We start from the raw sequence: 13584 nt of genomic DNA on the forward strand, positions 1-13584 counted from the left end.
CTCCTATTTTAAAGAAATTGTTTGTTGAATGAGCTCAGCATGAGCGCTCATAAGAAAATCAACTTGCGCCTTGGCTTTGTGAAATTGCAGAAGACTATTCAAATGAGCTTCTTGCATTTCATAAAGAGTGCGCTGAGCATCCAACAATTCCAAGAATGAGAACCGTCCTAACCCATACCCTTCAGAAGCTTGGTTATAGGCTCTAAGAGCGCTTGGAATAATTTCATCCTGATAACGTTTGACTGCATTTGACGCGGCCAGAATTTGTGCATAAATCAATTCAGCCGATTCTTTTAATGATAGGATAGCCGCCTCTGCTTCATATTCAGCTTTAAAACTTTTAGCACGTTCAGAAGCAATATTTCCCTGGTTACGATTAAAGAATGGCAATGGGATAGAAATACTCGCAATCAATGCGTTACTGTTTGTTTCGTTAAACCGACGAACGCCTAAACCCAGCCGAGGGTTGGGAATTGCGTTTGCTCGGGCCAGATCAATTCTGCTCTTAGACTGAAGCCTTTTTAGACCTGCAATAAGTGCTAGAGGAGATTCCTGTATTGCAACCAGCAGGTCTTCTTTTTCTGGCAAGTCTATAACTGTCAATAAGGGCTTATACTCAAAGCCTAGCTCATCCACATTCCCAGAAAGTAGGCGTTCAAACCGAGCTTTAGATGAATCAAAAATCTCTAAAGCAGCTGTTTTCTCTATTTCAGCAGCTTGTTGCTCAATATCAACCTTAGTGTGTTGAATATCAGATGCAGCGGCAGCCTTTACACGCCCCTTGACTGCCAAATGCGTTTTATTGGCCAGTTCAAGTCGTTTTTCTGCCAGATTAAGCCTTTGATGCGCAATATTTAGTTCGGCATAAGCTTGGTGAATGTTTGCCAGTATGCCTAAGATATCAGCTATCGTTTGTTCCTGAGTGAATTGAAGCTCATAATTGGCGACCTCTCGACGGTAACGACGCTTGCCCCCAATTTCTAGCTCCTGTTCAATCCCGTAGGTGACTTCAGCCATGCCTGTACCAGAAAACTGGTCATTGCCACCAAAATTTTCCATCTCTACGGTTGCTTCGGGGTTTGGTCTTAATCTTGCCTGTAAAAGGTTTCCTTTTGCTATATTCACTGAAGCAAGTGCAGCCTGAATATCAGGGTTGCGTTCGAGCGCCGTTACAAACACATGACGCAATTCGTCAGCATCATCTTGTGCAAAGCCCTCAACAGGTAGGAGAAGTAGAGACGTGCTTAATAGTAAGGTAAATATTATATTTTTCATAAATTAGCCTTTTGCTCGGTTAACGTGGTTAAACGTCAGCAAGTGATTGCTGGCAAACGAATCCGGGCAAACGTCTATGTAAATTTAGGAATTAAAGACGCATTTTGCCCTTAGGCGAAAATACGAGGGGGGCGCTTGAGGCCAAAAACAACATCGGTTATGAGTACATCGCGACCAAGTAAATAACGCTTACCTATCCCTGAAATACTCAAGAAAGAATGTACCGTTACTTGACCAAGCATATGAGAGTGTGCACATCCATGACCACAATGCGTAGCCTCATGGTTGCCACCGTAATTGTCTTTTGAAGAGTCTTCACCATTATTAGGCACAGTATCTACATCATGATGAACCGATACCGAAAGGTTTTGCGTATTGCTCAACTCATCAATAGAATGAGCATCTGCAGAAGATAAAACCCCTCCAGACACGATCATAACAGAAATAAGTATGTGCAATATTTTTTTCATCGATTATATGATAGGGGCGAATAGCAGATTATGCAAGTTATTTTTTAAATGCTCTCCTTCCGCAAACGCAAAGCATTCAGAACCACCGAAATTGATGATGCACTCATGGCAAAAGCGGCGAACATGGGGCTAATTAAGATACCAAAAAATGGAAACAAAACCCCTGCAGCAACAGGCACCCCTGCCGTATTGTAGGCAAGCGCAAAAAAGAGGTTCTGGCGTATGTTTCGCATGGTTGCTCGCACCAAGCGACGGGCGCGAACAATACCGTCAAGGTCACCCTTAACAAGGGTAAAACCCGCGCTTTCAATGGCCACATCAGCACCTGTTCCCATGGCGATACCCACGTCAGCCTGGGCTAAGGCAGGAGCATCATTTACACCGTCCCCTGCCATAGCAACCTTATGCCCCTGTTCCTGAAGTTCCTTAATGATATTGGCTTTATCTTCCGGCAGTACATCGGCACGAATTTCATCAATACCCAATCGCGCAGCAACGGCCATGGCCGTACGCTCGTTATCGCCGGTGGCCATAATAATTCTGAAACCCAGTTGATGGAGCTCTTGTAGTGCCTTGGGTGTAGTTTCCTTCACGGGGTCAGCTACACTAACAAGCCCCGCGATATTATTATCGAGAATAACAAACATGACTGTCTCACCCTCATCGCGGCGGGCATTTGCCGTTTCAGACAATGATCCACCATTAAGCCCCATATCAGCAACCAATTTACTGTTGCCTAGCGCGACATTATGACCATTAACGATGCCTTTTACGCCCTTACCGGTAATGGCCTCAAAGTCAGTTGCATCAACCATCTTTACGTCGCGCTCTTCTGCACCTCGAACAATGGCTTCTGCGAGTGGATGTTCTGAACCACGTTCCAGCGATGCAGCAAGGCGAAGAACTTCGTCTTCCTCATGGCCATCTTCAGGAAGTACAGCAACCAGTTTGGGCTTGCCCTCGGTCAGCGTTCCTGTCTTATCGACAATAAGCGTGTCGACCTTTTCAAAGCGCTCCAAGGCCTCGGCATTTTTAATCAAAACACCTGCTTGGGCACCGCGCCCTGTCGCCGTCATGATAGACATAGGTGTAGCCAAGCCCAAAGCACATGGACACGCTATTATTAGAACAGCAACCGCTGAGACAAGACCATATGAGAGAGAAGGTTCAGGCCCCCAGATTGCCCAAGACAAAAAGGAAACAATGGCAATCAGAATAACTACAGGGACAAAGTACCCAGCAACCATATCGGCATATTTCTGAATGGGCGCACGCGATCTTTGTGCATTAGCTACCATTTCCACAATTTGGGACAGCATTGTATCTGAGCCAACCCGTGTTGCCTTAATAACCAAACTACCAGTTCCGTTAATGGTAGCACCGGTTACACCGTCACCAGCCACTTTTTCGACCGGCACAGGTTCTCCTGAAATCATTGACTCATCTACTGAAGAGCGGCCTTCAAGCACTGTGCCATCTACTGGCACCTTGTCACCAGGGCGTACACGCAATTTGTCACCAACTTTTACATCCTCGAGAGGAATTTCTTCTTCACTACCATCATCATGAATTATGCGTGCTATTTTTGCTGCCATATCAAGCAGTGACTTAATAGCAGAGCCAGTGCGTTCACGGGCACGTAACTCCATAACCTGCCCCAGCAACACCAAGGTTACAATCACTGCTGCAGCTTCAAAATATACACCTACATGTCCGTCTGCATTGCGAAACCCCGCAGGGAATATTTCTGGCACCAGAACAGCCGTAACACTGAAAAGGTAGGCAGCACCCGTCCCCATCGCAATCAGGCTGAACATATTCAAGTTCATTGAACGTAAAGAGTTCACCCCTCGCACAAAGAAAGGCCAGCCAGACCAAAGGGTCACTGGCGTTCCGAGAATGAGTTCCAGCCAAAGAGCTGTGCGTTCACCAAGAAAATCCCGAATTTGGTAGAAGCCAAAAATGGGCGACATTGATAGTACAAGCAATGGAACGGTCAACAGTACGCCCACCCAAAAGCGCTTATTAAAATCAACAAGTTCCGGATTAGGTCCCTCATCAACTGCTGTTACAGTTTCAGGTTCAAGCCCCATTCCGCACAAAGGGCAAGACCCAGGTCCAGGTGAACGGACTTCTGGGTGCATAGGACATGTATAAACCGTTCCAGTGTAGCCCTCTGGTACTTTATCATATTTCCCGCCTTTTTGAGGTGCACCCTTGCTTGTATGATGGTGCTTATGGTGCTCTTCATGCATACAGCAAGAATGGTTGTGTGAACGCGTGTTGTTATCTTTATTATTCATTGCCCTATGTCCTTTATGAATTATTTTTACCGTTCAAAAACCAACGCTCGCCTGCAAAGACAGCAATCATGCCAACAATTGCAGCGTAAATGACCATCATATCGCTTTGTGCTTTAATCCAAAGCAACGCGCCCAGCACAACAGCGTCGAGTATGATAGCTGTAACCAATATAAAGGCATTTGCCTGCACCTCTTTGCGTAAGTGCTTTAGAACACCCCAGTGGATAACCATATCCATCACAATGTAAAAAATGGCCCCCAGAGAAGCGATACGCCCAAGATCAAAGAAAACAGTCAATATCATTGCGAAAACAATTGTGTAGACCAAAGTATGTTTCTGAACGTCACCTGACATACCAAAGTGACTATGCGGCACCAGTTTCATGTCAGTCAGCATGGCCAGCATTCGCGAGACAGCAAATACACTTGCGATAACGCCTGACACTGTTGCAACAATGGCAAACCCAACCGCAATCCAGAGCCCGCTTTCACCAAAAGCCGGACGTGCAGCTTCTGCCAATGCATAGTCTTTTGCCTGAACGATTTGATCAATCGTCAAGTTACCTCCGACAGCAAAAGCAACCAATAGATAAACCGCAATGCAGATAGCGATTGAGATCATAATGGCGCGACCTACATTTTTATGTGGCTCCTGTATTTCGCCGCCGCTGTTGGTAATAGTGGTAAAGCCCTTATAGGCCAGAATACCTAGGGCTACTGCTCCTAAAAAGCCTGTGAATGTTGTATCTTGTGGTTGAACAGAGATGCTTTCAAAGCTAAGACCACTGGCGTATAATCCGCCCATGGCAAGCAATACCAGCCCGCCAATTTTGATAAAAGCCATGAAAAAAGAAAATGTTTGGATAAATTTATTACCTAATATATTCACCAAAAATGCAAAAAACAAAACGCTAACACCCAGAACAGGTACCAGCCATGTTCTTGAACCTACATCAAAAAGTTGCAGCGTGTATGTCGCAAATGTTCGTGCGACCAAGCTTTCGTTGATTACCATTGACAGATACATCAACAAAGCACATGCAGCTGTAACAGTCCCTCGGCCATAGGCTTTTTCAAGAAACATGGCAATCCCCCCAGCAGAGGGGTAAGCATTTGCCATCTTGATGTAAGAGTAGGCACTAAACCCAACCACGATAGCAGCAACGAGAAAAGCCAACGGAAACCATTCTCGTGCAAGTTCTGCCACCTGCCCAGTTAAGGCAAAGATACCCGCACCAATCATAACGCCCGTTCCCATAGAAACGGCACCCGTTAGGCTTAGACTATTTTTTTCATATGTTGCTGAGCGGTTGTGGGCTGTATGATTCAATTTTCGTACCTTTATTTATTGTTCATTTCTATGGTGCTGGCCGCCAAATAATCAAGAATGGGGCATTCGGTCAGTGGTTGTGCGCCGCCGGGGCAGTCTGCTGCAAGGCTTTCAAGTGCATTTCTCATGCGCTTCAGATACTGAATATTCTCTTCAGCTTCTTTGATTTTAGCCTTTGTCCGGAGAAGCATATCTTCGCAGGACGCTGTCTGAGATGTTTGCAATTCAAGCAAAGAAGTGATTTCAGAAAGTTTGAAGCCCAAAGACTTGGAGCGGCGGATAAAAGTAATTCTGTCAACAGCCGCCTCGTCATAAACTCTGTAGCCGGATCTGGTCCGGCCAGCCGGTTCTATAAGCTTAAGTGTTTCGTAATAACGCACAGTGTCCGTCTTAACGCCACTTGCCTTTGCTAATTGTCCAATCTTCATCTCAGACATTCATTTTGTCCTTTCAAATACAAGCATGCACCTTAGAGTATACTCTAAGGTCAAGACTTAATGTTCATGGTCTCCATGGCTTCCATCCAAATGATTATCTTTATGCTCGTGCGGTGCTTCTTTTTGATGCTCATTATGGGTTGCGCCATGTTCTTCGCCTTCACCATGAGAGTGGCTACCATGCCCGCCGTCACCGCTTACTTCAGGCATTCGCATTACGCCAAGGCCATGGCGATAAACAGCCTCGCCACCCTTGAAACCTGTAACAGCCAATAAGCCGGTGGCAATTAGAATACAGGCAATAAATAGAGAGGATGCTTTATCAGCAGTTCGGTGTTTAGCTAACGACCAAACTGCCAATAAGACAAATAGGCTGGCCGTAACTAACGCCCAATTTCTGTGATCTGTCATCGCGGCATGTGATGGGCCGTCATGAGCTACTGTATTATAGGCATAGAAACCTGCCGCAACGGTGCCAANTGTTATTNCCACCCCCAGCCANAANTTCCAGCGGGCGACAACAAATAANTGCTCTTTTTTNAGCANGGTTGATGCCAGAAANATCANCCCTGAGACACTNAGCAACGCTACTGAAAAGTGTACAAAAATAGGNTGCCAGTTCGGTATGATTTCTATNCNCATGATTATTCTCNCTCTTTAATATTTTAATGNTTATGATTGNCATGGCCCTGCTCATGAGCGTCACCATGGTTCATTTGTTTGNGCATTGAATGATTNTCNGCGCCCNNCACCATNACTTTTGTGATNCGGTANCGCTTGTCTTCACCNANCTTGATNTGGAACTTGATGTTTTGGCCNGGNTGTAGCTCAGTGAGGTTCACACTGCGNGCNACCTCAAGGTCCATTTTCATTGCTGGCCACTTCAGTNCAGGGATTGGCCCATGCGATAAGTTGATAACCCGCGCATCTAAATCAATAGAGTGGACAACACCTTCCCCTATGGCTTCCATGTGGCCTTGCTTCATTTGAACTTTATCTTGCCCGTGATCATGTCCAGCATAAGCAGGCGCAATAAAAGCCGCGCCCATAAGTGTTACAGCTGTTAACATCAGTGTATTTTTAAGCATTTTCATGGTTGCTTTCTCCTTCATTTTTACTTTGGTTTAAACTGAATCTGCGGCCTTCCCAGATGTAATAAACAACGGGAATAACAATCAGAGTCAGAATTGTTGTAGTGGTCATACCGCCTATCATTGGCAAAGCAATTCGGCGCATAACATCAGAACCAAGCCCTTCGGTCACAAATATTGGCGCGAGGCCAACCATTGTTGTGCACACCGTCATAAGCTTAGGTCTCACGCGCAGAACTGCCCCGTGGATAACGTCTTCAAGCAAGTCAGAAAGTGATTTGGGTGGGTGCTCACGCACTTGTTGGTCAATATAGATCAACATGACAACAGCGGTTTCTACTGCAATACCCGCTAAAGCAATGAAACCCACACCAACAGCAACCGAAAAGTTGTATCCAGCCAGATAAAGAGCCCATACACCGCCAATCAAACCAAATGGTAATGACAGCATAATCATAAGCGTTCTATCAAGCCGACCAAAGTGCACCATCAATAAAGTGAAAATGATAAAGATGGCAGCAGGCACTGCAATTTGCATTCTGCTCTTTGCTTCTAGCATTTGCTCAAACTGACCAGACCAGATGAGTGCATAACCAGAAGGCAGATCAATTTTTGAATTTACAATTTCCTGCGCTTCTTTAACGTATGAGCCAATGTCACGACCTTCAATATCGACAAACACCCACCCTGTTAGGCGTGCGTTCTCGCTTTTGATCATTGGTGGGCCTTCAACAAATTCAATCTTTGCTAACTCACCAAGAGGAATANGCTGGCCCTGNGGTGTCGGGATTAAAATATCCTGCAAATCGCTAGGNTCTTCCCGGAAGGGACGGTCATAACGCAACATGATGTTGTAGCGCTCTCGCCCTTGAATAGACTCTGCCATTTTCATACCGCCTAGAGCCGTCCCGATAATATTCTGGAAAACTCCAAGGTCAATATTGCGTCGTGCTAGTTCATCCCGATCAGGCGTGACTTCAAGGTATTTACCACCCGTCACCCGGTCAGCAAACGCTGATCTGGTTCCTGGCACATCTTTGATAGCGGCCTCAATATCAACAGCTACACGACCAATCGTTTCCAAGTTGTCACCCGCAATTTTAATACCTATAGGCGTGCGGATACCTGTAGAAATCATGTCCATACGGATTTTAATCGGGTACCCCCATGAGTTAACAACCCCCGGCAACTTAACACGTTTGTTAAGGTCTTTAATCAGGGCCTCAACATCCATACCTTTTCGCCATTCATCTCTTGGCTTAAGGCGTATCCAGGTCTCAATCATTGAAATAGGTGCCGGGTCGGTCGCTGTATCTGCGCGGCCAACTTTACCAAAGACATGATGCACCTCAGGAACCTGACGGATCATTCTGTTGGTCTGCTGAAGCACTTCCTTTGCCTTAGTAATTGAAACACCAGGCAAAGTAGTTGGCATGTAAAGCAGCTCCCCTTCATAAAGGGCAGGCATAAATTCTGAGCCTGTTTTAGCCAGCGGCAAAGCCATCGAAACCAGTAAGGCACCGGCAATGATGATGGTTCGCCACTTCCACTTCAGCGCACTTTTCAGGATTGGTTCATAGATATGGATAAACCAGCGGTTAATAGGGTTTTCTTCCTCCTTACGAATTTTACCCCGTATCANCCACAACATCAGNACAGGNACNACCGTNACCGACAGTATTGANGCAAAAGCCATGGCGTAGGTNTTTGTGTAAGCTAACGGCGAGAATAACCGGTAAGACTGACCNGTTAACGCGAATACTGGCANGAACGANACGGTTATAATCAACAGNGAAAAGAANAGCCCTGGNCCAACCTCTTTTGTTGCCANAAGAATTGCTGCATTCTTATCAGNCCGCGTTGCNGTTTNTGGGAGTTCNGATAACTTNCTGTGNGCATTCTCNACCATAACAATGGAAGCATCGACCATTGCGCCAATCGCAATAGCAATCCCACCCAAAGACATGATGTTTGCCGTAATGCCTTGNGCCGACATNACTATGAAGGCNGCAAGAATTGCCAGTGGCAGCGTGACAATNGCAACAAAAGCTGACCTTGCGTGCAANAGNAATATCAGTGAAACGAGNGCAACAACAATCCCCTCTTCCAAAAGNTTATGGGCNAGATATTCAATNGCCCCTTCAATTANAGGAGCTCGGTCATATACCGGNACAATCTCNACACCTTCAGGNANGCCATGNTGAAGCTCTTCNAGCTTTTCTTTCACGCCCTTAATNACGTTNAGGGCATTTTCACCNGCACGCATCACNACAACACCGGCNACANCTTCNCCTTCGCCNTTCAGTTCAGTCACNCCNCGGCGCAGCTCTGGCCCTTCAATAACACGAGCCACATCTTCAAGCTTTACAGGTGTACCATCATTGGCATAGAGAACTATTTTTTGGAGCTCTTTTAGATTGGTCACATACCCCTTTGAACGGATCATCAGCTCCATCTCAGCCTTTTCAATGACGCGCCCACCAGCATCCATACTGGCATTTCTGACCGCTTCCATTAGGCGTTTTAAAGGGATGTCAAATGCCCTCAGGCGGTTAGGATCAATCAGAACCTGATATTCTTTAACAAACCCGCCAACCGATGCCACTTCCGAGACACCTGACACTGTGGCAAGTTCGAATTTTAAGAACCAGTCTTGAAGGCTGCGAAGTTGCGACAAGTCATATTTGCCGCTTTTATCAATCAAGGCATATTGATAAACCCAGCCAACACCCGTGGCATCAGGGCCGATTTGAGGCTGCACACTCGCAGGCAGATCACCTTGAATTTTAGATAAGGCCTCAACTACCCGACTTCGCGCCCAATATTGATCAATACCGTCTTCAAAAATAATATAGACAAACGATGTACCAAACATTGAATAGCCGCGAACGTTTTTTGTTTTGGGCAGTCCAAGCATCGTGGTTGATAAAGGGTATGTGACAAGGTCTTCGACAATTTGCGGAGATTGCCCAGCAAAATCAGTGCGAATAATAACCTGTGTGTCGGACATATCCGGGATAGCATCAAGCGGCGTTTTCTGCACAGAAAGAACACCCGCGACAAGTAATGCCAGCATCATCATGCCAACCAATAATTGGTTGTGAACTGACCAATCGATCACCTTTGCAACGAATGATTTGGTCGGGTCGTGAGATAAATGGTTATCTTTATTAGTGGTTTGCATGAGCACCCCCTTGTGGCATTTCATTCATTTTAGGGGCTACAGCTTCAACTTTATCAGGCCATTCGATCTGCATTGGATGACCAGCGCCATATGGGTTCATGGCTTCATCTTCCAATTGCAGCCAGTAACGCTCTAGGCCATGTGCCATATAGAGCTTTAAACCTTTACTTTCATAGTGGTTTGGCTTGCCACCTAACAGCCATGGCTTAAGAGCAACCACCAACGCATTAAGTGTTTGCTGCCATTCTTTATCCGTTACATTGTTTTGTGCTTTCTTGAGGGCCGCCTCTGCATCCTGCAAAACAAATTGCAGCTTGGTACCTCTAAATACCGGCATCAAATGATCACCCAGCGTTATTGCTGGCATAATCATATTTGTGCGCGGTGTGCGGTCAGAAACAAGTTCTTGCTGAATGTAAACTGCTGCATCAACCAAATGGTCAATCATGGCCAGTTGATCACTGCTGACTTCCAATAATGAGAGCGGCATCTGCATACGCTCCATCTTACGGAATGACTCTCGAAGGGCACTTTCTGAATCAATCAGGAATTGGCCACTAACAACAATCTCATCCCCTTCAGACAGGCCTTCCAGAACTTCTGTCCGGCCCTTGTATTTTAGGCCAGAAAGAATACGGCGAGGCTCGAAACGCCCCTGACCCAAAGCGACCACAACAAAGTCACCGTCTTTGCTTTTGAGAATTGCATCACTTGGGATAGATAATCTGCGCTTCACGCCTGTTTCAAATTCAACATCGGCATAAGCTCCCGGTAACAATTTTCCATCAGCATTCTGGAGGACCAGACGAATACGCCCAGTGCGTGTCCCCCTATCAATGGTGGGGTATATATAATCGATAGAAGCAGCTTGATCTGTAATTCCCAAAGCAGGTAACGACACCTTGGCAATTGTTTGCTTGGTTATGAATGGTATATCTTGCTCAGCAACACTTACATCGACCCAAACCGAGTCATAATTCTGAAGTGTCATAAGGTTCATACCAGGTTTGGCAAAACTACCTTCTCGAACATTAATGGCACTGATCAACCCATCAACTTCAGCATAGTAAGGCACACTGTTAAACGGCTTGCGGATGGCTCGAACTTCCTCAACCGCTCGTTTCTGCATTCCAAGCGAAACAAGGCGTTTAAAGGCAGAGTCAATCCGACCAGAAATCCCTGTTTGCAATGCGCTTACATAATCCTGTTGCGCAGAAATGAGTGCCGGACTGTAGAGCTTGAAGAGCATATCACCCTTTTTCACATTATCGCCCACAGCTTGGGTTTTTAGCTCCTCAACCCAACCTTCAACACGCGCAGAAATATCAAATTGCAAACGCACATTTTCAGCCACATCACCATAACTCCGAACCAATGTTCCAAAACTGGCCATCTGCGCATTTTCAGAACGCACACCAGTATTCTGGATTGTTTCAGGGTCAATGGTAACAACTGTCCGTGTAGGGCTTTGGCCTTTATCCATCTTATCAGACGCACGATTGTCCGCTTTTTCATCAGTCTCAAGCGCGACAAGGTCCATTCCACAGATCGGGCACGTGCCTGGGCGATCTGCCACATAATGCGGGTGCATAGGGCAGGTATATTTTTCTGCCTGCGCAACGGCAGGGAATGCCATAAAATTAAAAACTAAAAACAATATAGGGATCAGATATCTCATTCTGATACCTCCTCATAACTATCCATTAAATTTGAATTGAACTCCGCAGAACGGCGCACAAGAGCCTCTTGTGAAACAGCCAACTGCGCCAGAATATTCAGATGATCAATCTTCGCTAAAAGCACCGCATCAAGATTTTCAGTGCCCGCCTCATAGTTTCGCTGGGCAGCTTCAATCTTTTCTTCCATAGCAGTGCCTTTGCTCTTGAGAACCTCGACATTTTTGGCAGCTGCATCACGATTGTTTTGGATTGAAATCATCTCACGAAGCCACGCACGGCGCATGTCCTCAAAATTCAAGCTTGCACTTCGTTTACGTTCTTTAGCCGCTTTCAAGCGGGGGTACTGGCTACTATGAGCCCAAAGAGGGATGCTCATCTGCAGCTGGACTGAAAACCAGTCATCGCCAGCAAAAGCGCCGACAGTGCTTGACTCACGTTGCTTATAGGTAGCTGACAACCCAAAGTTTGGCAGAAAGTCGGCATTGGCAATATCAACCCCTTTTTCAGCAATATTTATATCCTCAGCAGCAATGGCTATTGGGTAAAGTGCTAGAGGGTCTTGATGCCAAGAAAGTACAGGCACTATAGGGACTTCGATTGCAGGCACTTCCTCAACCAGTCTCACAAACTCGGCTTCAATTGAAACAAGCTTTGCTTCTAAATCATTCAGTTTACGCTCAGCCTCCGCACGCTCAACATCCACCTCGGAAAAGCGCTGGTAAACAGAGCGGCCAGATTCAATCTGTCCTTTAAAGGTGTTTTCAAGCTCCTGATAATAACCAAGTTGCTGATGAAGAAGATCAATCTGCGTTTTTACACTTTTATATTCTGCCAACTTGGCAATCAACATAAAGCGCAAGCGAGCATTCGTATATTCAGCCATTAGCCTGCTTTTTGCCGACATCTGTGTAAATCGTGCAGATTTTGCTTTTCTTATAGCCGGATTAGGGATTTTCTGGGTAAATCCAATAACCTTAGATGACGGTAGAAACCTGTCAAAGGCCGGGTCAGAAATGGGGACATTGTCCACCCCGATAAACAACGTAGGATCAGGCAGGCCCAATTCACCTTTTGCTTGATGTTTTAACGCCTCCGTCTCAGCCAGCACACCCAAAACCTGTGGGTGTTGGCCAAGCCGCTCGATATAGTCTTCAAAAGTATCGGCTTGAACTGCTGACGTGCCCCCAAATAATGATGTGACAATCGTAAAAACAACAGCGCCGTATTGTGCTTTTCGCATTTTATGATCTCCTTTATTGTGCGAATAAACATGCACTTAGAGCCTGCAACAACACTGTTGCAGGCTAAATTAGAGATCAAAGTCAGATACGAATACGTTGTGTCGTCAGATAAGTAAGCTGGGAGTTAATGCGTGGGGCATTAAAGGGTGGGCCACGAATATCTTGAATATTTCCAGGTTCGTATACATAGGGGTTTGCTAAATCAGCCCATGCCAAGTCTATAGTTGAATGGTCAGAGTTATGATCTAGGCTAATGCCATCATCTGCAGGAAATAAATCAATTCCCACACAGTCGATGTTTGTCATCAAGTTGCATTCTGCATCATCCTGGCCATCTTGGTGGCACGGGGGAAGGTCTTTAGTAGACACTTCTGACGATGACGCCGCGTGAGCCTGCATCGGACAAAACAGCATTTCACACGTCATAAATGACGTGAAAATCATAAACACCATTAATGTCGAAGCAATGTATCTCATAACCTTTTAATTATAGGGAGTAATTTGAGAACTACAAGCTAAAACTTTTCCCTAGCACCTCCCCCGAATTGCCGTTTCCGGCGAAAACGGCTATATT

General features: G+C 45.8%; 9 protein-coding genes. All 9 read right to left on the reverse strand.

Annotated features, from left to right (window positions below):
- Positions 1–3 precede the first annotated feature (3 nt).
- The 9 genes from CBB62_10755 to CBB62_10795 all read right to left on the reverse strand — a co-directional run bounded on the left by CBB62_10755 (position 4) and on the right by CBB62_10795 (position 13009).
- Positions 4–1275: a hypothetical protein gene (locus tag CBB62_10755; GenBank protein OUT40256.1), complete on the reverse strand. Its 1272-nt coding sequence runs from the start codon at positions 1273–1275 to the stop codon at positions 4–6.
- 514 nt (positions 1276–1789) lie between these two features.
- The gene (locus CBB62_10760; protein ID OUT40257.1) at positions 1790–4000 is read right to left on the reverse strand and encodes a copper-translocating P-type ATPase; all 2211 of its coding nucleotides are present in this window, start codon (positions 3998–4000) and stop codon (positions 1790–1792) included.
- Between the two features lie 61 nt (positions 4001–4061).
- Positions 4062–5378, reverse strand: coding sequence for an amino acid permease (locus CBB62_10765; GenBank protein ID OUT40258.1), 1317 nt, complete (start codon positions 5376–5378; stop codon positions 4062–4064).
- An 11-nt stretch (positions 5379–5389) separates the two neighbouring features.
- Positions 5390–5815 (reverse strand): hypothetical protein, encoded by a 426-nt coding sequence (locus CBB62_10770; protein OUT40259.1) that lies wholly within the window; start codon positions 5813–5815, stop codon positions 5390–5392.
- Between the two features lie 57 nt (positions 5816–5872).
- Positions 5873–6457 carry a hypothetical protein gene (locus CBB62_10775; GenBank protein ID OUT40260.1) on the reverse strand — a complete coding sequence of 195 codons (585 nt, stop codon included), beginning with the start codon at positions 6455–6457 and terminating at the stop codon, positions 5873–5875.
- 23 nt (positions 6458–6480) lie between these two features.
- Entirely contained in the window at positions 6481–6927 is a 447-nt protein-coding gene (locus tag CBB62_10780; protein ID OUT40261.1) for a hypothetical protein, read from the reverse strand.
- Positions 6896–10090, reverse strand: coding sequence for a CusA/CzcA family heavy metal efflux RND transporter (locus CBB62_10785; protein OUT40262.1), 3195 nt, complete (start codon positions 10088–10090; stop codon positions 6896–6898). Before CBB62_10785 ends, CBB62_10780 begins: the two co-directional genes overlap by 32 nt.
- The gene (locus CBB62_10790) at positions 10077–11768 is read right to left on the reverse strand and encodes a hypothetical protein (protein OUT40263.1); all 1692 of its coding nucleotides are present in this window, start codon (positions 11766–11768) and stop codon (positions 10077–10079) included. The genes CBB62_10785 and CBB62_10790 overlap by 14 nt, the downstream gene beginning before the upstream one ends.
- Positions 11765–13009: a hypothetical protein gene (locus CBB62_10795; GenBank protein ID OUT40264.1), complete on the reverse strand. Its 1245-nt coding sequence runs from the start codon at positions 13007–13009 to the stop codon at positions 11765–11767. Before CBB62_10795 ends, CBB62_10790 begins: the two co-directional genes overlap by 4 nt.
- Positions 13010–13584: the final 575 nt, after the last annotated feature.

This window comes from Micavibrio sp. TMED2, from assembly GCA_002168225.1.
GTDB lineage: Bacteria > Pseudomonadota > Alphaproteobacteria > TMED2 > TMED2 > TMED2.